24 protein-coding genes are annotated in these 24,203 nt (G+C 68.8%); 20 read left to right on the top strand and 4 right to left on the bottom strand.

Features of this window, described 5'->3' with window-relative positions; genetic code table 11:
* Positions 1-3: 3 nt before the first annotated feature.
* On the bottom strand, positions 4-1,131 hold the full coding sequence (gene moaA / locus BLP88_RS11050) for a GTP 3',8-cyclase MoaA (protein WP_139163363.1): 1,128 nt from the start codon (positions 1,129-1,131) through the stop codon (positions 4-6).
* Between the two features lie 160 nt (positions 1,132-1,291).
* Here moaA and BLP88_RS11055 point away from each other — a divergent pair, with 160 nt between their 5' ends.
* From BLP88_RS11055 to BLP88_RS11095, 9 genes are all read left to right on the top strand, one after another.
* A complete protein-coding gene (locus BLP88_RS11055) occupies positions 1,292-2,092 on the top strand; it encodes a response regulator transcription factor (protein WP_074589173.1) in 801 nt (266 codons plus the stop codon).
* A complete protein-coding gene (locus BLP88_RS11060) occupies positions 2,079-3,296 on the top strand; it encodes a sensor histidine kinase (RefSeq protein WP_074589174.1) in 1,218 nt (405 codons plus the stop codon). The genes BLP88_RS11055 and BLP88_RS11060 overlap by 14 nt, the downstream gene beginning before the upstream one ends.
* Positions 3,293-4,912, top strand: a complete 1,620-nt coding sequence (locus BLP88_RS11065; RefSeq protein ID WP_074589176.1) for a molybdopterin-dependent oxidoreductase — start codon at positions 3,293-3,295, stop codon at positions 4,910-4,912. Before BLP88_RS11060 ends, BLP88_RS11065 begins: the two co-directional genes overlap by 4 nt.
* A gap of 67 nt (positions 4,913-4,979) precedes the next feature.
* Positions 4,980-6,236 (top strand): molybdopterin molybdotransferase MoeA, encoded by a 1,257-nt coding sequence (locus BLP88_RS11070; RefSeq protein WP_074589178.1) that lies wholly within the window; start codon positions 4,980-4,982, stop codon positions 6,234-6,236.
* A complete protein-coding gene (gene moaC / locus BLP88_RS11075) occupies positions 6,224-6,799 on the top strand; it encodes a cyclic pyranopterin monophosphate synthase MoaC (RefSeq protein ID WP_074589179.1) in 576 nt (191 codons plus the stop codon). Before BLP88_RS11070 ends, moaC begins: the two co-directional genes overlap by 13 nt.
* Positions 6,796-7,299, top strand: a complete 504-nt coding sequence (locus BLP88_RS11080; RefSeq protein ID WP_074589181.1) for a MogA/MoaB family molybdenum cofactor biosynthesis protein — start codon at positions 6,796-6,798, stop codon at positions 7,297-7,299. Before moaC ends, BLP88_RS11080 begins: the two co-directional genes overlap by 4 nt.
* Positions 7,289-7,744 (top strand): molybdenum cofactor biosynthesis protein MoaE, encoded by a 456-nt coding sequence (locus BLP88_RS11085; protein WP_074589183.1) that lies wholly within the window; start codon positions 7,289-7,291, stop codon positions 7,742-7,744. The genes BLP88_RS11080 and BLP88_RS11085 overlap by 11 nt, the downstream gene beginning before the upstream one ends.
* A gap of 133 nt (positions 7,745-7,877) precedes the next feature.
* Complete coding sequence (gene dapB / locus BLP88_RS11090) at positions 7,878-8,636, top strand: 4-hydroxy-tetrahydrodipicolinate reductase (protein WP_074589185.1); 759 nt, start codon at positions 7,878-7,880, stop codon at positions 8,634-8,636.
* 3 nt (positions 8,637-8,639) lie between these two features.
* Complete coding sequence (locus tag BLP88_RS11095) at positions 8,640-9,125, top strand: hypothetical protein (protein WP_074589186.1); 486 nt, start codon at positions 8,640-8,642, stop codon at positions 9,123-9,125.
* Here BLP88_RS11095 and BLP88_RS11100 read toward each other — a convergent pair.
* On the bottom strand, positions 9,088-10,383 hold the full coding sequence (locus tag BLP88_RS11100; protein WP_373366897.1) for a heparan-alpha-glucosaminide N-acetyltransferase domain-containing protein: 1,296 nt from the start codon (positions 10,381-10,383) through the stop codon (positions 9,088-9,090). The genes BLP88_RS11095 and BLP88_RS11100 overlap by 38 nt on opposite strands.
* A gap of 57 nt (positions 10,384-10,440) precedes the next feature.
* Entirely contained in the window at positions 10,441-11,973 is a 1,533-nt protein-coding gene (locus tag BLP88_RS11105) for a CYTH and CHAD domain-containing protein (RefSeq protein WP_074589190.1), read from the bottom strand.
* 171 nt (positions 11,974-12,144) lie between these two features.
* On the opposite strand from BLP88_RS11105, the gene BLP88_RS11110 reads away from it, so the two are divergent.
* From BLP88_RS11110 to BLP88_RS11140, 7 genes are all read left to right on the top strand, one after another.
* Positions 12,145-12,483, top strand: coding sequence for a hypothetical protein (locus BLP88_RS11110; RefSeq protein ID WP_245679843.1), 339 nt, complete (start codon positions 12,145-12,147; stop codon positions 12,481-12,483).
* Positions 12,484-12,556: 73 nt separating this feature from the next.
* Positions 12,557-13,468, top strand: coding sequence for a 4-hydroxy-tetrahydrodipicolinate synthase (dapA, locus tag BLP88_RS11115; RefSeq protein WP_074589193.1), 912 nt, complete (start codon positions 12,557-12,559; stop codon positions 13,466-13,468).
* A 27-nt stretch (positions 13,469-13,495) separates the two neighbouring features.
* Complete coding sequence (locus BLP88_RS11120) at positions 13,496-15,187, top strand: ribonuclease J (protein ID WP_074589195.1); 1,692 nt, start codon at positions 13,496-13,498, stop codon at positions 15,185-15,187.
* A gap of 90 nt (positions 15,188-15,277) precedes the next feature.
* On the top strand, positions 15,278-18,103 hold the full coding sequence (locus BLP88_RS11125) for an FtsK/SpoIIIE family DNA translocase (RefSeq protein ID WP_074589197.1): 2,826 nt from the start codon (positions 15,278-15,280) through the stop codon (positions 18,101-18,103).
* 53 nt (positions 18,104-18,156) lie between these two features.
* On the top strand, positions 18,157-18,753 hold the full coding sequence (gene pgsA / locus BLP88_RS11130) for a CDP-diacylglycerol--glycerol-3-phosphate 3-phosphatidyltransferase (RefSeq protein WP_074589199.1): 597 nt from the start codon (positions 18,157-18,159) through the stop codon (positions 18,751-18,753).
* Positions 18,750-19,253 carry a CinA family protein gene (locus tag BLP88_RS11135; protein WP_074589201.1) on the top strand — a complete coding sequence of 168 codons (504 nt, stop codon included), beginning with the start codon at positions 18,750-18,752 and terminating at the stop codon, positions 19,251-19,253. Before pgsA ends, BLP88_RS11135 begins: the two co-directional genes overlap by 4 nt.
* 134 nt (positions 19,254-19,387) lie before the next feature.
* Positions 19,388-19,840, top strand: coding sequence for a helix-turn-helix domain-containing protein (locus BLP88_RS11140; protein WP_074589203.1), 453 nt, complete (start codon positions 19,388-19,390; stop codon positions 19,838-19,840).
* Positions 19,841-19,957: 117 nt separating this feature from the next.
* Here the strand turns inward: BLP88_RS11140 and BLP88_RS11145 are convergent, their stop codons facing one another.
* Positions 19,958-20,458 (bottom strand): MarR family winged helix-turn-helix transcriptional regulator, encoded by a 501-nt coding sequence (locus BLP88_RS11145; protein ID WP_074589296.1) that lies wholly within the window; start codon positions 20,456-20,458, stop codon positions 19,958-19,960.
* 41 nt (positions 20,459-20,499) lie between these two features.
* Here BLP88_RS11145 and BLP88_RS11150 point away from each other — a divergent pair, with 41 nt between their 5' ends.
* From BLP88_RS11150 to miaB, 4 genes are all read left to right on the top strand, one after another.
* A complete protein-coding gene (locus BLP88_RS11150) occupies positions 20,500-20,736 on the top strand; it encodes a DUF3046 domain-containing protein (RefSeq protein WP_074589298.1) in 237 nt (78 codons plus the stop codon).
* A 258-nt stretch (positions 20,737-20,994) separates the two neighbouring features.
* Positions 20,995-22,041 carry a recombinase RecA gene (gene recA / locus BLP88_RS11155; protein ID WP_074589205.1) on the top strand — a complete coding sequence of 349 codons (1,047 nt, stop codon included), beginning with the start codon at positions 20,995-20,997 and terminating at the stop codon, positions 22,039-22,041.
* 49 nt (positions 22,042-22,090) lie between these two features.
* A complete protein-coding gene (locus BLP88_RS11160; RefSeq protein ID WP_139163365.1) occupies positions 22,091-22,600 on the top strand; it encodes a regulatory protein RecX in 510 nt (169 codons plus the stop codon).
* A complete protein-coding gene (gene miaB / locus BLP88_RS11165) occupies positions 22,597-24,180 on the top strand; it encodes a tRNA (N6-isopentenyl adenosine(37)-C2)-methylthiotransferase MiaB (RefSeq protein WP_074589209.1) in 1,584 nt (527 codons plus the stop codon). The genes BLP88_RS11160 and miaB overlap by 4 nt, the downstream gene beginning before the upstream one ends.
* The last annotated feature ends 23 nt before the right edge of the window (positions 24,181-24,203 follow it).

The following is a 24,203-nucleotide window of genomic DNA, read 5'->3' on the forward strand; positions in this document are numbered from 1 at the left end:
AGTTCAGCCTCCGATGGCGCTCATGCTGCGGTCGGGCTGGACGAAGTCCGGTGCGCCCAGACCTGTGTGGTCCATGCCGTGTGCCTTGGGTTTGATCCACATGGCGTCCTGCCAACGGGCGGCGAGTTCCCCGTCATCGGCGCCCTGGCGGAGCAGGCCCAGCAGGTCGAATTCCTCGTGCGAGAACAGGCAGCTCATGATCTTGCCTTCCGCGGTGATCCTGGTGCGCCGGCAGTCGGCGCAGAACGGCTCCGTCACGGAGGCGATGATCCCCACGGTCCCCAGCACGGGACCGGTGGGCCCGGCGGTGGCGGCGTCCCGGCGTCGTACTTCAAAGCGTTCGGCTGGCGCACCGTCGCGTTCGCGGGGGTCAGGGCCGAGCACGAAGTCGCGGGAAAGGAGCTCGCGGATTTCCGCGGCCGTGATCATGTTCCGCCGGGTCCAGCCGTGGTCGGCGTCCAGCGGCATCTGTTCGATGAAGCGCAGCTCGTAGCCGCGCTCCAGTGCCCAGGCCAGCAGGCCGGGCGCTTCGGCGTCGTTGATCCCGCGCATCAGCACCGCGTTGAGCTTGACCGGCCCCAGCCCGGCCTCCCACGCAGCCTCGACGCCGGCGAGCACCTTGTCCAGGAACGGGCGGCGGGTCAGCTGGGCGAACGTTTCCTCGTGCAGGGAATCCAGGGACACGTTGATCCGGCTCAGGCCCGCGGCCTTAAGGGCGGCTGCCTTCTTGTCCAGTCCGACGCCGTTGGTGGTCATCGAGATCGGCAGTTCCGGGTGCTCGGCGCGCAGGGCTGCGATGATGTCCACCAGATCGGCCCGGACCAGCGGCTCGCCGCCGGTGAGCCGCAGTTCACGCACACCGAGCCCGCGCACGCCCACCCGCACGATCCGGACGATCTCCTCCGCGGTCATCACTGCCTGCTTGGACAGCCATTCCAGGCCTTCGGCCGGCATGCAGTAGGTACAGCGGAGATTGCACTTGTCCGTCAGCGACAGCCGCATGTCCGTGGCCCGCCGCCCGTGGACGTCAAACAAACCTGCCGGAATGCCTTTAGGGCGCGGCGGGGGTACGGCGCCATTGCCGGCGTCCCCGTCCGCGCGCACCAGCGGCATTCCCAGTCCAATACTCATGTTTTCAGGCTACGCCAAGTGACCCGGAACCTCCCCACCGGATGGTGTCGCATTTCACTCCAGGCGTCACGGAATGCCGGGTTCTTACGGAATACCAACGGATCGCTCCCCGGGCGCCCGGAACGGTTACGCGCGCGGGGCACAAATCTATGCTGGGAGGGTGAACAAGGCTTTCCCACGGGGCACCAGCGAACCGGGCACCGCGGAACCGGGCAACCGCCGCGTCCTGGTCGTCGAGGACGAGGCCACACTGGCCGGCGTCGTCCGCGACTACCTCGTGCAGGCCGGATTCCAGGTGCGGATCGCCGGTGACGGCTTCAGCGCACTGGACCTCGCCGCGGCCTGGCAGCCGGACCTGGTGCTGCTGGACCGGATGCTTCCCGGATTGGACGGTGTGGAGGTCTGCCGCAGGCTGCGCCGGGCCATGAGCGTGCCCGTCATCATGGTGACCGCCCTCGGAACGGAGGACGACCGCATCCTCGGCCTGGAAACCGGCGCCGACGACTACGTCACCAAGCCCTTCTCACCCCGCGAACTGGTGCTCCGGGTGAAATCCGTGCTGCGCCGCAGCATCAAGGAATTCAGCCCCGAACCGCCGGTGGAAACCGCGGGATTCGTCCTGGACCCGGGCGCCAGGACCGTGCTGCGCCACGGCGAACCGCTCGCCCTGACCCTGCGCGAGTTCGACCTCCTGGCCTTCCTGCTGCGCCGGCCGAAGCAGGTGTTCAGCCGTGAAGAGCTGATCAAGGCCGTGTGGGGCTGGGATTTCGGGGACCTCTCCACCGTCACGGTCCACGTGCGGCGCCTGCGCGAAAAGATCGAGGACGACCCCACTGCGCCGCGCCTCCTGAAAACCGTGTGGGGCGTGGGCTACCGTTTCGACCCGCCGGATAGCGCTGGCGAGCCGGACGCCGCTGACCAGGGCGACACAGAGCCGGAGGCCTCCCGTGGAGAGCGCTGAGCTGCTGACCATCCTGGCCTGGGTCCTGCTCTGGGCCGCGGCCATCGGCACCCTGACGATCCTGCTGCTGCGTTACTTGCGCCGTGCCTCCATCCTGGTGCAGATCTGCCTGGTCATCCTGGCCACCGTGGCCGTGCTCGTGGCCGGCATGGTCAGCGCCTTTAACGCCATGTTCATCTCCGCCCGGGACCTGGAAGTCATGTGGTACATCCTCGCGGTGGCCTCCGCCGTCGCGCTCGGCATCGCCCTGGTCCTCGGCGCTGGAGTGTCGCGCAACGCGTCCCGGCTGGTCGCCGCCGCCCGGCAACTCGGCGGGGGAGAGCCGGGCGGACGGCCCGGCGCAGGAGCGCCTGGCCGCGGCCTCCCCGCGATGAACTCGGAACTGGCCCGGCTGGCCCGGGAACTTGAGCAGAGCAGCGTAAGGCTCGAGGAGTCCCGGCAGCGGGAGGCCGCCGTCGAGAACGCCCGCCGGGAACTGGTCTCCTGGATCTCCCACGACCTCCGCACACCCTTGGCCGGCATGCGGGCCATGGCCGAAGCGCTGGAGGACGGCATGGCCCAGGACCCCTCCGCCTACCACCGCAAAATCATTAGCCACAGCGAGCAGATGGCCGCCATGGTCAACGACCTCCTGGAACTCTCCCGGATCCAGGCCGGAACCCTGCGGCTACGGGCCGAGGAACTCGATCTGTACGACCTCCTCAGCGATGCCATCGCAGACCTTGCGCCGCTGGCGGCGCGGCGCGGAATTACGCTCGACGGCGGCGGCGTCGCCCATTGCAGCGCCGTCGCCGACGGGCCCAGCCTCGGCAGGGCGGTGCGGAACATCCTGCACAACGCGGTCATCTACAGCCGGCCGGACAGCACGGTCCGCATCGCGGCCTCCGCGGACGGACCGGACCTCGTGGTCACGGTCCAGGACAGCTGCGGCGGTATCGCCGAGGAGGACTTGCCGCACGTTTTCGAAACCGGCTGGCAGAAAGATCCCGCGCGCGGCCGGAACGACGGCGGTACGGAAGCGGGCGGTTCGCGTTTCAGCGGTGCGGGGGTCGGCTTGAGCATGGTCGCCGGCATCGTGAAAGCCCACGGCGGCACCGTCTCCGCGGAGAACCGCGGGGACGGGTGCTGTTTCGAGCTGCGCCTGCCGGCCGGAACCGGACCTGCGGCCGCAGCCCGAGCAATACCCAGGAAGGACATGCCATGATCCCCGCACCCCGCCTCTCGGAACGCGCCGCCGCGGCACGCACCCGCTGGTCCGCAGCGGCCGGGGTGGTCGCGGTGGGATCCGGCGTGGCTCTCGGTGAACTGCTCGCCGCCCTGCTGAGCCCCGGGGTATCACCCGTCACCGCCCTGGGCGGCGCCGTGATCGACGTTGTCCCGCCCGCGGTCAAGGACCTCGCCGTTGCCTGGTTCGGCACCGCGGACAAGGCCGTGCTGATTGCCTCCATCGGCCTGGTCACCCTGGTGCTCGCCGCCGTCGCCGGTATCCTCGAGGACCGCAGGCCCGGGGCCGGGCTGGTCCTCGCCGGGCTGGCGGGCGCCGCGGGACTGGCGGCCGTGGTGACCCGTGCCCAGGCGGCCCAGCTCGCCGCGCTCGCCCCGGTGGGCGCAGCCATGCTGGCCATCGGACTGCTGCGCGTCCTCAGCAGGCGGCTCGCCCTGTGGAACCCCGTGGACGCCGCCCGGCCGTCCGGCACGCCCGGCGATTCCAAGACGCCCCGCGATTCCCGGACGCCGGGGGAGGCCGCGCCCCTGGCCCGCCGCGGCTTCCTGCAGGCCCTTGGGCTCGGAGCGGCGGGTGCCGCCGTCGCCGGAGCCGTGACGGCCGTCGTCCGCCGCGCCGGCAGCCTCGCGGACACCGCCCGTAGTGCCCTGGCCCTGCCGGCCCCCAAAACGACCGCTCAGGCCATCCCCGCCGGCGCAGCGCTCGACGTTGCCGGGATATCGCCCCTTGTCACCCCGAATCCGGACTTCTACCGGATCGACACCGCACTGATCGTGCCAACCCTCAGCCCGGAGGACTGGACACTCAAGGTGACCGGCCTCGTGGAACGCGAAGTCGAACTCAACTTTGCGGAATTGCTCGCCAAACCGATGACAGCCCGCCACGTCACGATCGCCTGCGTCTCCAACGAGGTGGGCGGAGACCTGATCGGCAACGCCCTCTGGCTCGGCTGGCCGGTCCGGGAACTCCTGGCGATGGCCGGCCCCAGGGACGGCGCGGACATGGTGCTGTCCGTCAGCAGTGACGGCTGGACCGCCGGCACACCACTGGAGGCCCTCACCGACGGACGGGATGCGCTGCTCGCCGTCGGCATGAACGGCGAACCCCTGCCCCTGGAACACGGCTTCCCGGTGCGGATGATCGTGCCCGGCCTGTACGGCTACGTGTCTGCCACCAAGTGGCTCACCGAGCTGAAGGTCACCCGCTTCGCCGACGACGCCGGCTACTGGACCCCGCGTGGCTGGAGCGCCCTCGGACCCATCAAGACCCAGTCCCGCATCGATGTCCCGCGGCCAGGGGCAACGGTCACGCCCGGAAGGGTGCAGTTCGGCGGCGTCGCCTGGGCCCAGCACCGCGGAATCGCCAAGGTGGAACTGCGGGTGGACCGCGGACCATGGCAGCAGGCGGACCTGGCACCGGGAATTTCCAAGGACACCTGGGTGCAATGGCGGAGCGGCCTCGACCTGGGTCCCGGGCAGCACGAGATCCAGGTCCGGGCCACCGACTCCGGAGGCACCCCGCAGCCCGAACAACGAACGCCGCCGGCCCCCGACGGCGCCACCGGCTACCACACCGTAACGGTCACAGCCGGCTGACACCGCGGGACGGATGCCTTGATCCCGTAGGCTGGCAGCACTGCCCGTCCAACCCCGGAGGTACCCCGTGCCCAGATCCGTCGCCGAACACGCCGACGCCGTCCGCGGCCTCCTCGCCGGGCTGCCCGCGGCAAAGGGCAGCGAAATCCTCCCGCTGATGGAGGCGCTCGGCCGGGCGCTCGCCGTCGACGTCCTGGCGCCCGGGCACCTGCCACCCTTCGCGAACTCCCAGATGGATGGCTACGCGGTCCGCTCCCTCGATTTCCCGCACGGCGGCAGGGGTTCCGACGACGGCGGATCCGACGACGGCGGTCCCGGAGCCGGCGTCGCGCGGTTGCGGGTCGTCGCCCCCATCCCCGCCGGCGTGGCACCTCAGGAACTGCTCCCGGGCACGACCGCCCCGATCATGACCGGTGCGATGATGCCCGCCGGGGCGGACGCCGTCGTGCCCATTGAGCGGGCGGTGCCGGACAGCTTCCCAAAGCCCGGCACGGACGCGATCGTCGAGCTTCCCCCGACGGCGGCGCGCACTTTTGTCCGTGCGGCCGGCAGCGACATCGCCGCCGGGACCCGCGCGCTCGCCGCCGGGACCAGCCTCGGACCGGGGCAGCTCGGCCTGCTCGCCGCCCTCGGGATCACCGACGTGGAGGTCCGCAGGCCGCTGCACGCGCTCCTGGTGACCACCGGGGACGAAGTCGTGGAACCCGGCCGTCCGCTGCCGCCGGGCAAGATCCACGACGCCAACGGAACCCTGCTCGAAGCTGCGATGCGCCAGGCCGGGTTGCTGGTCACGCGCACCGCCATCTCCTCCGACGACCCCGCCGCGCTGCTCGCGCTTCTGCGCGGCCGGGAGCCCGGCACGGACTTGATCGTGACCACCGGCGGCGTCAGCAAGGGAGCCTACGAGGTGGTGCGGCAGGCGATGGCCGGGCAGCCGGTGGAATTCCTGTCCGTGGCGATGCAGCCAGGCGGGCCGCAAGGCATCGGAACCTTCGACGGCGTCCCGTTCCTCGGCTTCCCGGGCAACCCGGTCAGCTGCCTGGTGTCCTTCGAGATGTTCCTGCGGCCGGCACTCACCACCGTCCTGGGCACGCCGGCGTCCCGGCCCGCGCCCCGCGCCCGGCTGACCGAACGCCTCAGCTCGCCCGCGGGCAAGCACCAACTGCGCAGGGCACGGCTGCTCCCGGACGGCCGGGTCAGACTGGAGGGCGGCCCGGAATCGCACCTGGTCCACGCCCTGGCCAACGCCAACGCCCTGGTCCACGTCCCCGTCGGCGTCACGGAACTCGAAGCCGGCGCGGAAGTGGAAGTATGGATGTTGTGAGTGATTCCCAATACACCCCCGGCGGTACAAGTAGCCAGGACAGCGGAGGCAGCAAAGACAGCACAGGCGGACTGACCCACCTGCGCCAGGACGGTACCGCACAGATGGTGGACGTCTCCGGCAAGGCAGTGACCACCCGCGAAGCGACCGCCACCGCCACCGTCCGCAGCACCCCCGAGGTGCTGGCCCTGCTCGGGGCGGGGGAATTGCCCAAGGGCGACGCCCTGGCCGTGGCCCGCGTCGCCGGGATTATGGCCGCGAAGAAGACCCCCGAGCTCATCCCGCTCTGCCATCCGCTGCCGATTTCCAAGGTCACCGTGGACTTTGAGCTCGGCAGCGAATCGGTTGAGATCCAGGCGACCGTCAAGACCCGTGGCGTCACCGGCGTCGAAATGGAGGCCCTCACCGCGGCCTCCGTGGCGGCGCTGAGCGTCTACGACATGATCAAGGCCGTGGACAAGCACGCCGTCATCAGCGGCATCCAGGTGCTCGCGAAGAGCGGCGGCAAGAGCGGCGACTGGACCCTCGACGGCGCGGCACCGGCCGGGGAGACCACACGGTGAGCGGCTGCGAGCCCGGCGCGCACGGCCCCCGGAAGGCCGGCGTCGTCATCGCCTCCACCCGCGCAGCGGCGGGCATCTACCGGGACGAGACCGGCCCGGTGATCGAAGACTGGCTGGCCGAGCACGGCTTCGAGGCCTTCCCTGCCATGGTGGTGCCCGACGGCGAAGCGGTGGGCGCCGCGATCCGCGCCCTGCTGACCCAGGAGCCGTCCGTCATCATCACCAGCGGCGGGACGGGCCTGAGCCCGGATGACCGGACCCCCGAGGTCACCCTGCCCCTGCTCGACCGGGAAATCCCGGGCATCATGGAGGGGATGCGCCGTGCCGGTGCCGCGAAGACTCCGCTGGCCATGCTCAGCCGCGGCCACGCCGGAACCGCCGGCCGCACCTTCATCGTGAACCTGCCGGGTTCCCCCAAGGGTGTCATGGACGGGCTCGCCGTCCTGGACCCCGTCCTCGCCCACGTATGCGACCAATTGGAAGGAAGCCATGGTCATTGATAGCAGCTTCGAAGTGGTCCACGCCGTGCTCAGCGCCGAGCCGATTTCCGTGGACCAGGCCATCGCGGCCGTCGATTCGGAAACCGCCGGCGCCGTGGTGAGTTTCAGCGGCGTCGTCCGCAACCACGACGGCGGCAAAGCCGTTGACCGGCTCACTTACAGCGCCCACCCCACGGCGCACCAGGTGCTGGCCGACGTCGTCGCCACCCTGGTGGCCGAGCATGCCGGTGAAGCGGAACAGCCTGTGAGGATCTGGGCCGCGCACCGTGTCGGCAAGCTGGAGGTCGGCGACCCCGCGCTGGTATGCGCGGTGTCCGCCGCGCACCGGGGCCAGGCGTTCGCGGTGTGCTCCGAACTGGTGGACCGGATCAAGGAGCAGGTCCCGATCTGGAAGGAACAGTTCTTCAGCGACGGCACCGTCGAATGGGTCGGGGCCGGGGAGTAGGAAAGCCCGCCGCCGGGGAGTAGTAAGGCCCGGGGCCGGGGAGTAGGAAAGCCCGCCGGCGGGGAGTAGCCGGGGCTGCAGGAGCCCCGTCACCGGTGCAAGGCGGGGCCCAGCCCGACGGTAGGGTTAACGCATGACCGAACAACTTGCCGTCGCCGTGCTGGGCGCTTCCGGGCGCATGGGAATCGAAGCCGTGAAGGCCGTCGAAGCCGCCCCCGACATGAAACTCGTCGCATCCCTGGGCCGCAACGATTCCCTCCAGACCCTGCTCGACGCCGGCGCCAAGTACATCGTGGACCTCACCGTCCCGGACAGCACCGAAGCGAACGTGCGCTTCGCCGTCGAACACGGCATGCACGCGGTCGTCGGCACCACCGGCTGGGACGCCGCCCGCCTGGCCGCCCTCCGCGAACTGCTGGCCGGCAACCCGGAATCCGGTGTCCTCATCGCCCCGAACTTCGCCCTCGGCTCGGTCCTCGCCTCCGCCTTCGCGGCCAAGGCCTCGCAATACTTCGAGTCCGTGGAAATCATCGAACTCCACCACCCCAACAAGGTGGACGCGCCCTCCGGCACCGCCGTGCGCACCGCCCAGCTGATCGCCGGGGCCCGCGAACAGGCAGGCGTGCCGGCCAGCCCGGACGCCACCGAGACCTCCCTGGACGGCGCCCGCGGCTGTGACGTGGACGGCGTCCGCGTCCACAGCGTCCGGCTGCGCGGCCTGGTGGCCCACCAGGAAGTGCTGCTGGGCGGCCCGGGGGAGCAGCTGACCATCCGCCACGATTCCTTCGACCGTGCCTCCTTCATGCCCGGCGTGCTGCTCGGCCTGCGCAAGGTCGCCGCGCACCCCGGCCTGACGGTGGGCCTGGACGGCTACCTGGACCTCGGCCTCTAAGCCATGGACGCAATGTGGGCCGCGGTCAAGAAGAACCGCACGAAGATCTGGGTCGGCGCCATCACCCTGCTGCTGGTGCTCTACCTCGTGGTTTCCCTCCAGCGTTCCCTGCTGCTGCTCGGGGACGCCAACCTGATGGCCAAGGCGATCGGGGCGGCGTACCTCGTGCTCCCGATGGTGGGCGCCTGGGCCCTCATCCGCGAGCTCATGTTCGGAGCCCGCACGGAGCAAATGGCGAAGATCCTGGAGGCCGAGGGCGGCCTGCCGGAGGACCGCCTGCCCCGAACCCCCGGGGGCCGGATCGTGCGCGCTGCCGCGGACGCCGAATTCGAAAGGTACCGGGTGGAAACCGAATCGGCGCCGGAGGACTGGCGCTCCTGGTTCCGGTTGGCCTGCGCCTACGACGCCGCCGGGGACCGCAAGCGTGCCCGCGCCTCCATGCGGGACGCCGTCAAGCTGTTCCGCGCCCGCCCCGCCGCGGACGCCTAGGCTCTCTACCGCGCGCGGCAGGCCGGTAGCGGCCCAGGACGGCGGCCTGGTGGGCCAGCCATTCCAGCGGTCCGCGCCGTCCCCAGAGGGCAAAAAGCCCGCCGATCGCCACGGCCGAGAGCGCGTGCAGTTGGTACAGGCCCTCGGAGCTCAGCCCTCCGGGCAGTTCCCGCTCGTGGAACCAGGATGCCGCCCAGACGTGCAGGGTGTAGAGCGTCAGCGTCATGGCCCCCGGTCCGCTGAGCGGCAGCAGCCAACGGGCTGTCTCCCGCCTGCCCGGCCGGCGGAGTCCGCCCAGCAGCAGGAAGAAGCCGACGGCGGCGGCGGCCGAGCCGGCGGTATGCAGCAGGTCCAGCGTGGTCCCCGAGTGGGGCGCCGCGGCCGCGAGCCACCACCAGGTTCCGCTCTGCTCGACGCCCGTCAGGCTGACTTGCAGGTGGCTTGTCAACGGGAAGGCGGGATTGGCCACGCTTTCCTCCAGGGCCTGCAGCCCGCCCCAGTCCAGGATCGCCGCGGTGCCCAGTGTTTTCGCCGTGACGGCCAGGACCGCGCCGCCGCACAGGAGCAGAATCCGCACCGCCGTCGCCGTCAGGTCGAGGCGCCCGATCAGCAGGCCGATCAGCAAGTACGAGAGCCACTGCAGCACCGGGTAGTAACCGGTGAGGAAGATGTCCGCCAGGAGCGGGCCGGGTGTTTCGAGGTCCTCCATGGCCGGGTTGTGGCCAAGGCGCAGGGGCGGCTCGGCGGACAGGAACCAGGGTCGCAGCGCGAAGGCAAGCACGGGGGAGAGGAGGGTCCACCCGGCGGCCCAGGCGGCGAGGGCCCTGGTCCCGAGACCGAGGAAGGGCAGTATGCACACGAACAGCACGGCGTAGTGCACCAGGATGATGGCAATGTTCACCTCGAGCCCGCCCAGGATGAGGCCCACCAGCGCGATCGGCACCGCCCGCAGGGCCACCCCGCGCCGCGCGGCCCGCAGTTCCGCACCCCGCAGCGGCTGTTGCCGCCCCGTGCTCAGGGCCAGCCCGATGCCGGCCAGGACCGCGAACAGTGCAGCCGAGCGACCCGAAAACACCAGCCCCACCCAGGTGGGCGTGCGCCCGGCGTCGGGGCCGAAGGTGGCCATCAGGTGGGTTGCCATCATGCCCAGCAGGGCCACGCCGCGCGCCGCGTCGACGCCGGCCAGCCGGGCGGCGGCCGGCCGTGCCGCCTGCAGCGGGCTCCGGGCCGGTTTCGGAGGCACATCTTTCGGAGGCACGTCCATGAGCCGATCGTCCCACGCCGGGCGCGGGTCCAGGGAGGCCCGGAACCTTGCTTACAGTTTCAGGCTCCGCGGGCGGGCCTTTTTCCTGGCCTTCCGGTACGCGGCACGGGCCTGTTCAGCGGTCTTCTCCTCCTGCCGCGCGAGTTGCCCGTAGACAGCCCTGCCGGTTTCGCCGAGGTCCGGGGCGGACGCGAAGCCGGCCAGGAGGCCCCGGGCGATGACGGCGTCCTGGTGGTCGCCCAGGACCTTTTGGATCCGGTGGCCGGATTTCCGGAGCCTCCGGGCCGCCTTGCCGTGGAGCGCAGTGACCGTTTCGGCGCCGTGGCGCAGGCGCTTGGCGTCCTTCCGGACCTGGTGGAGCGCTTTGTCCTGCCGGGGGCCGGCCGAGGTCTTCCGGGCTTTGCGCTGTGACTTATCCAGCCGGGCGAGGGCCTTGTTGACGAGTTTGCGGCTGCCCTTGCGGGCCTTGCGCCCTGCTTTGCCGGTGGCGGGCGGGTGGTCGCGGAAGGCTTCCAGGGCGTTCAGCAGACGGAAGTACCGGGGCGAATCCAGGGCGGCCAAGGCCCTGCGGTACCCGGCATCGTAGCGTGCGCCGAGTTCCTGTTCGACCAGTCTGCGGGCGGCTACGGCCGGCGGATCGTCCGCCAGCCCGCTGAGATCTTCGAGGATGCGGGTGCGCATGACTTCCGCGTCGCGCGGCTTGCCGAGGACCCGCCCGATCCAGCGCAGTTCGTCCTGCAGGCCGGCCACTGCCTTCTTCTTGAACAGCGGCCGGTAGATGGCAAGCGCCGACCTGATCCTGCGGACAGTTGAGCGCAGGTCGTGCAGGGCCTCGTCCTCCTCGCGGCGAACCCCGGCGTCGTGGGTGAGCAGCTCGGTGATGCACGCATCGACGTACGCCACCGCCACGTCCAGCACCGGACCCTTCCTGCGCGGGCGGACCGGGGGCCGGCCCGTCGCGGCCGGCCATTCGCTGCCGAAGGCCCGGGCAAGCTTGGAACTGTGGCTGGCCGGTGCAGCGCCGGCGGCAGCGAGAACAGGTTCGGCGGCGAGGAAGAACTCCGGCGTGGCGTGAACCAGTTCCACTTCCCATTCGCGCCAGTGCGTGCCCTGGTCCGCTGCTCCGGGGCGTGCCGCGTGGACGTGGTCGTCGGAGAAATCGGCGAGGTGCACGCCGTCGGGCCCGTAGAGCCGGGTGGTGGTCCGCCGCGTGGTGAGCCGGGCCGTGGGGGAAAGCTTCTTGCCGCGGGTGAAGGCGGCCAGTCCTTCGAGTAACCGGGGAGGCACTTCCTCTGGTTGGCCCAGGGGTGCGTGGATCTCCTGGCGGCTATCCGGGCCCAGTGGTACTTTCAGGTGCCACCCGTCATCCGGCCCGCCCGTACGGCGTCGCAGCGTGATCGCCCGCCTGGCCAGTTCCATGTCCGCGGTGTCGAAGTAGACGGCTTCGAGGAGCATTTCGGCCGGGTCTCCGGTGTGTTCGACGCCGGGGATGTCGAGGAAACGCGGGGCCCGTGCGGTGGTGCCGGGTTGGTACTTGCGCTCTGATTCGGTGCTTTCGGTGGCCGGTGCGGGGGTGGTCGTCATGGCGCACGTCCTTTGCAGGCACCTTCGGAGGATGGTGGCGCGTGTCCGCCGGGCCGATGGTGCCTTCCCCGGCCCGGCACCATGATTCTAGGACCGGCCGCTACGGATGGATACGGTCCGCTGCGCTTCCGGAATCTTGTATTCGAATATATGTTCGAATACCATTGCCGCATGAAAGATCCCATGCTGGACGGTCCCAGGAAGGCCGGTGGGCCACTTGAGGCCGGCGGACCCCTGCAGGCAATGAGCCCGGGGGTGGTCGATTTCCTCTTCCGGCAGTTGGTCAACGGCGAGCCGCCGGAGGACGTGCATTGGCGCCGCGAAGGCACCCTCCTTGTCGAGCAGCCCCCGGGTCCCGAGCTTGCCCGGCGCTTGTCGGAAACGGACCTGGATGCGCTGACTCCCACGGAACTCTTCGACTACGTCCGCGCGGCCCAGCGCCTTGGCGCGTGGGCGGACAAACTGCGGGAGGCCGCCGTCGAGCGGTATTGCTCCGGACGAAGCCTCTGACGGGCGCGAATTTGACGACGAACACATCGCCCCCATTCCCGGATCGTGCGGCTGACAGGGTAACGTTTTTCGTATGTCTGACTCCCGTGCGAATGTTGCTGCCCTCGGTACCCTGCTGACCGCCATGGTCACTCCCTTCACCAAAGACGGTGAAGTCGATTACAAGCAGGCGGCGGAACTGGCCAGCAAACTCGTCGACGACGGCTGCGACGGCCTCGTAGTCACCGGAACCACCGGCGAAACCTCCACGCTCACCGATGAGGAAAACCTCGGCATGTTCCGTGCCGTCAAGGAAGCCGTCGGGGACCGTGCCGCCATCATCGCGGGCACCGGCACCAACGACACCGCCCACTCCGTGCACCTTTCGCAGGAAGCCGCGAAGCTCGGCGTCGACGGTCTGCTGATCGTCACCCCGTACTACAACAAGCCCAGCCAGGCCGGTGTCCGGGCGCACTTCGAGACCGTCGCCTCCGCCACGGACGTCCCGGTGATGCTCTACGACATCCCCGGCCGCTCCTCGGTGCCGATCGCCCCGGACACCATGATCCGGCTGGCCGAGCACCCCAACATCGTGGCCGTGAAGGACGCCAAGGCCGATTTCGCCGCGGCCACCCGCGTCATGGCGCAGACCGACCTTGCCTTCTACTCCGGCGACGACGGACTGACCCTCGAGTGGATGGCGCTGGGCGCCGTCGGCCTGGTGGGCGTCACCACGCACGTCGCCACCCGCCGCTTCCGCGAACTCGTGGACGCCGTGAACGCCAACGACTTCGGCACCGCACGCAAGATCAACTTCGAACTGGAACCGGTGGTCCGTGCCACCATGACCCGCGTCCAGGGCGCCGTCGCCGCCAAGCAGATTCTTAAATGGCAGGGAGTCCTGCCGAACTCGTATGTCCGTTTGCCCCTCGTGGAGCCGGACGCCGACGAGATCAACACCATCCGCGAGGACTTGGCGGAAGCCGGTATGGACTTCACCGTCTAGAAAGATTCCGCCGGAAAGAAGCGCACTATGACCCAAACCGCCCTTCCCGGACTTGCCACTCCGCCCAAGCTCAAGGAGGGTACGCTCCGGATTGTGCCCCTCGGCGGCCTGGGTGAAGTCGGCCGCAACATGGCCGTTTTCGAAATCGACGGCAAGCTCCTCATCGTCGACTGCGGCGTGCTTTTCCCCGAAGAGACGCAGCCCGGCGTGGACCTGATCCTGCCGGACTTCAGCTACATCGAAGACCGCCTGGACGACGTCGTCGCCATCGTGCTGACCCACGGGCACGAAGACCACATCGGCGCCGTGCCGTACCTGCTGCGCCTGCGCCCGGACCTTCCGCTGGTTGGCTCGCAGCTGACCCTGGCGCTGGTGGAAGCCAAGCTTCAGGAACACCGGATCAGGCCGTACACCCTTACGGTGACCGAGGGCCAGATCGAACAGTTCGGCCCCTTCGAATGCGAATTCGTGGCGGTCAACCACTCCATCCCGGACGCCCTCGCGGTGTTCATCCGCACGGCGGGCGGCAACGTGCTGCACACCGGCGACTTCAAGATGGACCAGTTGCCGCTGGACGGCCGGATCACGGACCTGCGCCACTTCGCCCGCCTGGGCGAAGAAGGCGTGGACCTCTTCATGGCTGACTCCACCAACGCGGACATCCCGGGCTTCACCACCGCGGAAAAGGAAATCGGCCCCACCCTGGAGCGGCTGTTCAGCCAGGCGAAGAAGCGCATCATCGTCGCGTCCTTCTCCTCGCACGTACACCGCGTGCAGCAGGTCCTGGACGCCGCCGCCAAGCACGGCCGGAACGTTGCCTTCGTAGGCCGCTCCATGGTCCGCAACATGGCCATCGCCGCCAAGCTGGGCTACCTGGACGTGCCGCCGGGCATCCTGGTGGACTTGAAGAACATCGACGAACTGCCGGACCACCGCGTGGTCCTGATGTCCACCGGATCCCAGGGCGAACCCATGGCCGCGCTGTCCCGCATGGCCAACGGCGACCACCGCGTGGTCGTCGGTACCGGCGACACCGTGATCCTGGCCTCCAGCCTCATCCCCGGCAACGAGAACGCAGTGTTCCGGATCATCAACGGCCTGCTCAAGCTCGGCGCCGACGTCGTCCACAAGGGCAACGCCAAGGTGCACGTCTCCGGGCACGCCGCCGCCGGCGAACTGCTCTACTGCTACAACATCCTCAAGCCGCTCAACGCGATGCCGGTGCACGGAGAAACCCGGCACCTGATCGCCAACGGCAAGATCGCCGAAGACTCCGGTGTGCCCACCGACAACGTCATCCTCGCCGACAACGGCACCGTGATCGACCTGAGGGACCACAAAGCCCGCGTGGCCGGCCAGGTGGAAGTCGGTTTCGTCTATGTGGACGGCTCCAGCGTGGGCGAGATCACCGACGCCGACCTCAAGGACCGCCGCATCCTCGGCGACGAAGGCTTCATCTCGGTGATCACCGTCATCAACCGCACCACCGGCAAGATCGTCTCCGGCCCGGAGATCCACGCCCGCGGCGTAGCCGAGGACGACGCCGTGTTCGACGAGATCGTCCCCAAGATCAACGCCGCCCTCGAAGAGGCCGTGGTCAACCACCCGGACCACACCAACTACCAGCTGCAGCAGGTGGTGCGCCGCGTGATCGGCACCTGGGTGAACCGCAAGCTCCGCCGCCGGCCAATGATCATCCCGGTGGTCCTGGAGGCGTAGCCCGCACCGAACGGGGCCCCGAGCGGCCCGAAAAGCCCGACGGCCCGGAAATCCGCAGGATTCCGGGCCGTTTGCGGTACCGTGGCGAATATGGCGACACGTACTTCCTCCGCGCCAAAAGGCAACTCCACCAGTAAATCCGGCGGATCCGGCCGGGGCGGAGCCACCGCAAAATCCGGCAGAAGCAGCTCCGCGCCCCGCGGCACGCGCGGCAAGGCAAACGCAGAGCCGCAGCAGCCGTGGATCGTCAGGGTCCTCTCCGGAGCCTGGCAGGGCGTCGGCCACCTCGTCGGCGCCGGGGTCCGCCGCATCGGCCACGACGTCAGCGAGCTCGAACCGGAGGAACGCCGCGACGGCGCCGCACTGTTCAACCTCGTGCTCGGCATCTTCATCGCCACCTTCGCCTGGTGGGGATTCAGCGGCTGGCTGCCGGACCTCGTCTACAGCGTGGTCAACGGCACCTTCGGCTGGATGGCCCTGCTGCTGCCGCTCATGCTCTTCGTCTGCGCCTTCCGCCTGTTCCGCCAGCCGTGGGACGGCCGCGGGAACAACCGGGTGGGCATCGGCTTCCTCATCATGACCTTCGCCGGGACCGGCCTGGCCCACATCATCGGCGGCCAGCCGACCGTCTCGGACGGTTTCGAAGGGCTGCGCCGGGCCGGCGGCATGCTGGGCTTCCTGGCTGCCGCCCCGCTGGCGGCCATCCACACCGCCGTGCCGGTCCTCGTGTACTCCGCGCTGGCCTTCACCTCCCTGCTCATTGTCACCGCGACGCCGTTCGGAGCCATTCCGCGGCGCCTCCGGGAAGCGTACGAACACCTCATGGGCGTGGACCTCATGGAGGACGGCACCCGCGGCGACGCCCACGACCGCAGCTACCTCCACGAGAACGACCGCCCCGCCCCCAAGAAGAAAAAGCGCATGCGCCTCTTCGGCAAGGACGAGGACGCCGAGCCAAAGCTGGAAGGCTACGTGGGGGACGAGGCCTTCGAGCACGCACTGGTCGACGGCGAGGACGGCACCAAAGCGCCCAAGGCACCCTCAGTGCCGCCGGGAGTCCGCCGTCCCACCCAGGCGGAGATCGCCGTCGAGAAAATCAAGGCGGCCCAGGGCCTGGGAAACAGCGGCCAGGGCGAGAATCCCACCGAGGCGATTCCCGTCGTCGCGCCCGCCAGCACGGTACCCTCGACGCCGGTCAGCCCGCCTCCGCCGCCCACGCCGATCCCGCAGCGCACCGAACAGCTCTCCCTGGCGGGCGATGTCACCTACACGCTCCCGGCGTCGGACAACCTGACCCCGGGCTCCGTGCCGAAGGAACGGACCGAAGCGAACGACGCCGTGGTGGCCGCCCTGACGGACACCATGCAGCAGTTCAACGTGGATGCCACCGTGACCGGCTTCAGCCGCGGCCCCACCGTGACCCGCTACGAAATCGAACTGGCCCCCGGCACCAAGGTGGAGCGCGTCACGGCGCTGTCCAAGAACATCTCCTACGCCGTGGCCTCCAGCGATGTCCGCATCCTCAGCCCCATCCCGGGCAAGTCCGCCATCGGCATCGAAATCCCGAATACAGACCGCGAAACCGTGTCCCTGGGCGACGTGCTGCGCAGCCAGAACGCCCGCCGCACCGACCATCCGATGGTGATGGGCGTGGGCAAGGACGTCGAGGGCGGCTACGTCGTGGCGAACCTTGCCAAGATGCCGCACTTGCTCGTTGCCGGTGCGACCGGTGCCGGTAAGTCCTCCTTCGTGAACTCGATGATCACCTCCATCCTCATGCGGGCCACGCCGGACGAAGTCCGCATGGTCATGGTGGACCCCAAGCGCGTGGAACTCACCGCCTACGAGGGCGTGCCGCACCTCATCACGCCCATCATCACCAATCCGAAGAAGGCCGCCGAGGCGCTCCAGTGGGTGGTCCGGGAAATGGACGCCCGTTACGACGACCTCGCCAACTACGGCTACAAGCACATCGACGACTTCAACAAGGCCGTCCGTGCGGGCAAGGTGGTCCCGCCGCCGGACTCCAAGCGGGTCATCAAGCCGTACCCGTACCTCCTGGTGATCGTGGACGAGCTCGCCGACCTCATGATGGTGGCCCCGCGCGACGTCGAAGACTCGATCGTGCGCATCACCCAGCTGGCCCGTGCCGCCGGCATCCACCTCGTGCTGGCCACCCAGCGCCCGTCGGTGGACGTCGTCACGGGCCTGATCAAGGCCAACGTGCCCTCCCGCATGGCCTTCGCCACCTCCTCGGTCACGGACTCGCGCGTGGTCCTGGACCAGCCCGGCGCCGAAAAGCTCATCGGCCAGGGCGACGCCCTGTTCCTGCCGATGGGCGCCTCCAAGGCGATGCGTGTCCAGGGTGCCTGGGTGTCGGAGTCCGAGATCCACAAGGTGGTTGAACACGTCAAGGGCCAGCTCCAGGCGGTCTACCGTGACGATGTCGCCGCCGAGGCGCCGAAGAAGCAGATCGACGACGACATCGGGGACGACCTCGAGGTGCTGCTGCAGGCCACCGAGCTCGTGGTCACCACCCAGTTCGGTTCCACCTCCATGCTCCAGCGCAAGCTGCGCGTGGGCTTCGCCAAGGCCGGCAGGCTCATGGACCTGCTCGAGTCCCGGGGCGTCGTCGGGCCTTCGGAAGGTTCCAAGGCGCGGGACGTGCTCGTCAAGCCGGACGACCTCGCACCGGTCCTCGCCGCCATGCGCGGTGACGACGCCGGGGCCGCCCCGGACGCCCACACCGCCGCCTTGAGCGATAACGCGAACGCGAACATCGCCGTCGGCGGTTACGCCGAGGACCTCGTGGCCGCGGACCTGGACAACCGGACCCAGGCAATCGAGTATTACGACGGCGCCGACGGGGGAGAGGACGACGACGGCGAGGACGCCTGGTCACTGACTGGTCGGTAGTCATGGGCCGGACGGTAATCATGGTGCCGGCCTCCGGACGATAGCCTAGAGGCGTGACTACATCCGAAGGCAGCAAAGCCGGCTCCGGCTCCCAGGTCTGGAACCTGCCCAACATCCTGACGATGCTGCGCATCGCGCTCGTCCCGTTCTTCATCTGGTTCCTGCTCGCCGACAACGGCGAGCACGGCGCCTGGCGCTGGGCCGCCGTCGTCGCCTTCGCCGCGGCGATCTATACCGACAAGCTCGACGGCGACATCGCCCGTGCCCGGAACCTGATCACCAACTTCGGCAAGATCGCGGACCCGATCGCCGACAAGCTGCTGATCGGTTCCGCCCTGGTGCTCCTTTCCGCGCTTGGGGAGCTGCCATGGTGGATCACCATCGTCATCCTCGTGCGCGAATGGGGGATCACCGCCCTGCGCTTCTTCGTGATCCGCTACGGCGTCATGCCGGCCTCGCGGGGCGGAAAGCTCAAGACCGTCGTGCAGACCGTTGCCATTTTCCTGTTCATCGTGCCGCTGGCATCGATCGCCCCCTGGCTCTACTGGGTGGCGTTCGCCGTGATGCTCGCGGCCCTGGTGATCACCGTCTGGACCGGCGTCGAATACGTTTTCCAGGCCCTCAGGCTGCGGGCCAACGGGCGCGCATGAGCGGGCTGGCGCGGGACACCGCGGCGAACGTCGTCGCCGAGGCCATCGCCAAGGGCCTCACGGTGGCCACGGCCGAATCCCTGACCGCGGGCATGGTTGCCGCGACCCTGGCCAACACGCCCGGAGCCTCCGGGATGTTGCAGGGCGGCGTCGTCGCGTATCAGAACTCGGTGAAGTCCGCAGTCCTCGGGGTACCTGAGCCGTTGCTCGCCAAGGCCGGTTCAGTGGACGCCGATGTCGCCCGGGCCATGGCGGAGGGCGCGCGGGCGGCCTGCGGCGCCGACATCGGGGTGTCCACCACGGGAGTGGCCGGCCCCGACGCGCACGACGGAAAAGAGGTGGGCACGGTCTACATCGCGGTGGCTTCCGGCAAGGGCAGCGAGGCATTCGGCTATGCCTTCTCCGGCGGCCGGGCCGAGATCCGGGAGCAGGCCGCCGCTGCCGCCCTCGCAAGGGTACTGGAACTCTTGCGCCGCACGGAGTTACCACAGGTAAAGTAGGCGGGAACAAAAACCGTAGCCCGATAGTTGTTACATTGTGTCGCCCCGGAAGAGCCGGGGCGCCTAGGATGTAAAAACAAGCGGGGCACCTTTTCGAGGGTGTCCCGGACCGAAGAGGGAGCAAGGCGATACAGATGGTTAAGCAGCCCGTATCCGTAAACGGCGTTGTCCGCTGGAAGGATGTGGGCCTGGCCGAATCGGCACCGAGGGAACAGAAGGAGCGCAAGATGGTTGTACTGCGTCACGAGATCGGTGATGTTCTGCGCGATGTCCGTCAGCGCCAGGGCCGTACCCTCCGCGAGGTTTCGCACAGTGCCCGCGTGTCCCTCGGCTACCTGAGCGAGGTGGAACGCGGCCAGAAGGAAGCGTCCTCCGAATTGCTGTCCTCGATCTGCACTGCCTTGGACGTTCCGCTGTCCAGCATGCTGCGCGAAGTCAGCGACCGCGTTGCCGTAGCTGAAGGCGTGGCCGTTCCGGACACCGTTCCCCAGGAATTCGCCCAGCGCTACGGACGCGACCTGGACCGCGAACTCAGCGCGGAACTTGGCGGGGACTTCACCCCGGGCGTGCTCTCGGCAGCGCGCTGAACGCATTGACATAAACACCAAGGGAGAAGGCTCCGGCAACAGTGCCGGAGCCTTCTCCTTATGTCGTTTGTACGGGGCCGGCCCTGCCAGCCCGGAACGGCTCAGCTAGCGGGCCGCTCAGGCCTGGTCCTTGCCGATACCTTCGCCGTAGGCGGTGTTGAGCCGTTCCATGTACTCGGCGAGGGTCTGGATTTCCTCCAGCGGCCACTCGCCCAGCCGTTCCCGGAACACCTGGCGCCGTGCATCCTGGACCTGGTGCATTTTCTCTTCGCCCTTGGCGGTCAGGCGGATGGATTGCGCCCGTCCGTCCTGCGGGTCGGCCTCTTTGTAGACCATGCCGATGCTCTCGAGGAACGCGATCTGGCGGCTCACGGACGGTTTCCCGACGCCGATGCAGGAGGCCAGTTCCGTCAGGCGGAGGGGTCCCTCCTTGCGGATGATCGACAGCAGCCCGTAGGCGGCCGGCTCCATGTCCGGGTGCACCTGGCGCGAGAGCTGGTGGGAGAGCGAACGGGCCCGGCGCCAGAAGATGCTCAGCTGGTGTTCCACCTGCTGGAGGGCGTTGTCGACGCCGTCTCCGTTGACCGGCTCCGGCGCGTCGTCGGGGGTATTGCTCATGGCAACCATTCTAGAGTCCGGCCACGTGAGAGACTCTATTGGTGCGGATCAGTGACTTTTGGCGACTCATGGACGACGAATTCGGGAGCGGCTATGCCCGGGTCCTGGCAGGATCCCTGGTGCTCGCCGGAGTGGGCGGACGGACCGCGGACCAGGCCTTGGCGGCCGGAGTCGAGCCGCGGAAGGTGTGGCTCGCGGTCTGCGACGTCCAGGATGTCCCCGAAGAACGCCGCCTGGGCCGGGACATCAAGATCAAGGACGGTTCGTCCCCGCTCTGAGCCTCCGGGCCGTGTTCGGCGCCGTGACACGCGGGCCGGATGTTCGAATATCTGTTCGGATGGGACTATGCTCCTTTCAGAGGAAAAATTGATTCTGACGGACATTTCGCCTGTTCCGTGACCCGTCCTGTTCCGCGTGGTTATCCACATAGCGCATGTTGCCCGCAAATAATGTCTGCGGCCGGTATTAGCGTCGGAAGGGACAGGAAAGCGGCCCCTCAGGCCGGTCCACAGCGAGAAAGCTCAGAGGTGTGAACCATGGCGGCAAACCCGGATCGCGAGAAGGCGCTCGAAGCAGCGCTTGCCCAGATCGACAAGCAATTCGGCAAGGGCTCCATCATGCGCTTGGGTGACGACACCCGGGCACCCATCGAGGTGATCCCCACCGGGTCCATTGCACTGGACGTCGCCCTGGGCATCGGCGGCCTGCCGCGCGGCCGCGTCGTGGAGATCTACGGCCCGGAATCCTCGGGTAAGACCACCGTGGCGCTGCATGCCGTGGCCAACGCGCAGCGTAATGGAGGCATCGCGGCCTTCATTGACGCCGAACACGCCCTGGACCCGGACTACGCGGCCAAGCTTGGCGTGGACACGGACGCCCTGCTGGTGTCCCAGCCGGACACCGGTGAGCAGGCCCTCGAAATCATGGACATGCTGGTCGGCTCCGGCTCCCTGGACATCATCGTCATCGACTCCGTGGCGGCCCTTGTTCCGCGCGCCGAAATCGAAGGCGAAATGGGTGACTCGCACGTGGGCCTGCAGGCCCGCCTCATGAGCCAGGCACTGCGTAAGATCACCGGCCGCCTGAGCCAGACCAAGACCACCGCCATCTTCATCAACCAGCTGCGTGAGAAAATCGGCGTGTTCTTCGGCTCCCCGGAAACCACCACCGGTGGTAAGGCCCTGAAGTTCTACGCCTCCGTGCGCATCGACGTCCGCCGCATCCAGACCCTCAAGGAGGGTTCGGACTCCGTGGGCAACCGCACCAAGGCCAAGATCGTCAAGAACAAGATGGCCCCGCCCTTCAAGGTCGCCGAATTCGACATCATCTACGGCCAGGGTATCTCCCGCGAAGGCGGAATCATCGACATGGGTGTCGAACACGGCATCATCAAGAAGTCCGGTTCGTGGTTCACCTATGACGGCGACCAGCTGGGCCAGGGCATGGAGAACTCGCGCCGCTTCCTGCGCGACAACCCCGAACTCGCCCAGGAACTGGAGCGCCTCATCAAGGAGAAGCTGGGCGTCGGCGTCAAGCCCGCCGAAGGCGAGGACTCTCCGAAGCTGAAGGCCGTTGACGGCTAGGCGCCAGCGCACGGCCCGCCCGGGCAGGGAACTCCCGGCGGATTCCCCCGTGACGGAGGATGCTGAGGCCGATCCCGAAGCGGTGGCGCGGGCCATCGTCCTGCGGCAGCTGACCAACTCTCCCAAGAGCAGGCAGCAGCTGGCCCGGAAGCTTGCCGAGCGCAACGTGCCCGAATCCGTAGCGGACGCTGTGCTGGACCGCTTCGAAGAGGTCCGGCTCATCGACGACGCCGACTTTGCCGAGATGTGGGTCCGGAGCCGTTCCCAGACGAGGAAACTGGCCCGGGGCGCCCTTCGGCGCGAACTGGCGGACAAGGGGATCGACCCCGACACCGCAGAGGAAGCCCTCGGGCAGCTCAGCGACGAGGACGAGCGTCAGGCCGCACGGGAACTCGTCGCGCGCAAGCTCCGGGGCGGCGTGGACCTTGGCAACAGGGAGGAACGGGACAAGCACACCCGGCGCCTCGCGGCCATGCTGGCACGGAAGGGGTACCAGCCCTCCCTGGCGTTCCGGATCGTCGGGGAAGTGCTGGACGAAACCGGTACCCTTAACGAGTGAGTTTTACCGCTTCTCCCGCAACCACTCCCTCCGCAGCCGAATCCGCAGCCGAATCCGCAGTCGCGTCCACTGACGGGCTTGGCGCCGCCGGTCCCGCGCGCCAACGCACCTACCAGGTCCGCACGTTCGGCTGCCAGATGAACGTCCATGATTCCGAGCGGATGGCCGGGCTCCTGGAGGATGCCGGATACGTGCCCGCGGACGGGGCCCTGGCCGACGTCGTGGTCTTCAACACCTGCGCCGTCCGGGAGAACGCGGACAACAAGCTGTACGGCAACCTCGGCGAACTGAAACAGGTCAAGGCCGCGCACCCGGGAATGCAGATCGCCGTCGGTGGCTGCCTCGCCCAGAAGGACCGCGAAACCATTGTCAGCAAGGCCCCCTGGGTGGATGCCGTGTTCGGCACGCACAACGTCGGCGCCCTCCCGGCCCTCCTGGACCGGGCCCGCCACAATAACGAAGCCCAGTTGGAGATCCTCGAGTCCCTCGACGTCTTCCCCTCCACCCTGCCCACCAAGCGCGACTCCGTCTATTCGGGCTGGGTGTCGATCTCCGTGGGCTGCAACAACACCTGCACCTTCTGCATCGTGCCCTCCCTGCGCGGCAAGGAGAAGGACCGCCGGCCGGGGGAAATCCTCGCCGAGATCCAGGCCCTCGTGGACGACGGGGCCGTCGAGGTCACCCTGCTGGGCCAGAACGTCAACTCCTACGGCGTGGAATTCGGCGACCGGCAGGCCTTCTCCAAGCTGCTGCGGGCCTGCGGTGAGATCGAGGGCCTGGAACGCGTGCGCTTCACCAGCCCGCACCCGGCCGCCTTCACCGACGACGTCATCGACGCCATGGCCGAAACACCCAATGTGATGCCCCAGCTGCACATGCCCCTGCAGTCCGGCTCGGACAAGGTCCTCAAGGACATGCGCCGTTCCTACCGTTCCTCGAAGTTCCTCGGCATCCTGGACAAGGTCCGGGAACGGATCCCGCACGCCGCCATCACCACGGACATCATTGTTGGCTTCCCGGGCGAAACCGAAGAGGACTTCCAGGCCACGCTCGACGTCGTCGAAAAGTCCCGCTTCTCCTCGGCGTTCACTTTCCAGTACTCCAAGCGTCCGGGCACCCCGGCCGCGGAACTGCCGGAGCAGCTTCCCAAGGCCGTCGTCCAGGAACGCTACGAGCGGCTCACCGCGCTGCAGGACCGCATCGCCGCCGAAGAAAACGCCCGGCAGCTCGGCCGCCAGGTGGAGGTCCTCGTGACCGCACAGTCGGGCCGCAAGGCGGGGGAGACCCACCGCCTGTCCGGCCGCGCCGCGGACCAGCGACTGGTGCATTTCTCCGTTCCCGACGGCGCCGAAACGCCCCGCCCCGGCGACTTCGTCACCGTCACGATCACCGAGGCCGCCGCGTTCCACCTGATTGCCGACCCCGCAAGCCCGGCGGAGTACGGCCTGCGCCGCTCCCGGGCAGGGGACGCCTGGGCCCGTTCCCAGGCCGACTCCTGCGGTGCCCCGGCGCCGGCTGCCGCGGGCGCGAAGGCGGCCGTCTCGCTGGGCATGCCGTCGCTGCCAGTGCACCGAAACTGACCGTGCCGAAACTGACCGCGCCG

Source organism: Arthrobacter cupressi (assembly GCF_900099975.1).
GTDB classification, from domain to species: domain Bacteria; phylum Actinomycetota; class Actinomycetes; order Actinomycetales; family Micrococcaceae; genus Arthrobacter; species Arthrobacter cupressi.

Coding starts and splice junctions, on each gene's coding strand:
- dapA (WP_074589193.1), top strand. CDS start 12,557: ATGTCTGACTCCCGTGCGAATGTTGCTGCCCTCGGTACCCTGCTGACC.
- BLP88_RS11125 (WP_074589197.1), top strand. CDS start 15,278: ATGGCGACACGTACTTCCTCCGCGCCAAAAGGCAACTCCACCAGTAAA.
- recA (WP_074589205.1), top strand. CDS start 20,995: ATGGCGGCAAACCCGGATCGCGAGAAGGCGCTCGAAGCAGCGCTTGCC.
- BLP88_RS11140 (WP_074589203.1), top strand. CDS start 19,388: ATGGTTAAGCAGCCCGTATCCGTAAACGGCGTTGTCCGCTGGAAGGAT.
- BLP88_RS11105 (WP_074589190.1), bottom strand. CDS start 11,973: ATGACGACCACCCCCGCACCGGCCACCGAAAGCACCGAATCAGAGCGC.
- BLP88_RS11110 (WP_245679843.1), top strand. CDS start 12,145: ATGAAAGATCCCATGCTGGACGGTCCCAGGAAGGCCGGTGGGCCACTT.
- dapB (WP_074589185.1), top strand. CDS start 7,878: ATGACCGAACAACTTGCCGTCGCCGTGCTGGGCGCTTCCGGGCGCATG.
- BLP88_RS11065 (WP_074589176.1), top strand. CDS start 3,293: ATGATCCCCGCACCCCGCCTCTCGGAACGCGCCGCCGCGGCACGCACC.
- BLP88_RS11085 (WP_074589183.1), top strand. CDS start 7,289: ATGGTCATTGATAGCAGCTTCGAAGTGGTCCACGCCGTGCTCAGCGCC.
- BLP88_RS11120 (WP_074589195.1), top strand. CDS start 13,496: ATGACCCAAACCGCCCTTCCCGGACTTGCCACTCCGCCCAAGCTCAAG.
- moaC (WP_074589179.1), top strand. CDS start 6,224: ATGGATGTTGTGAGTGATTCCCAATACACCCCCGGCGGTACAAGTAGC.
- BLP88_RS11095 (WP_074589186.1), top strand. CDS start 8,640: ATGGACGCAATGTGGGCCGCGGTCAAGAAGAACCGCACGAAGATCTGG.
- BLP88_RS11145 (WP_074589296.1), bottom strand. CDS start 20,458: ATGAGCAATACCCCCGACGACGCGCCGGAGCCGGTCAACGGAGACGGC.
- BLP88_RS11135 (WP_074589201.1), top strand. CDS start 18,750: ATGAGCGGGCTGGCGCGGGACACCGCGGCGAACGTCGTCGCCGAGGCC.
- moaA (WP_139163363.1), bottom strand. CDS start 1,131: ATGAGTATTGGACTGGGAATGCCGCTGGTGCGCGCGGACGGGGACGCC.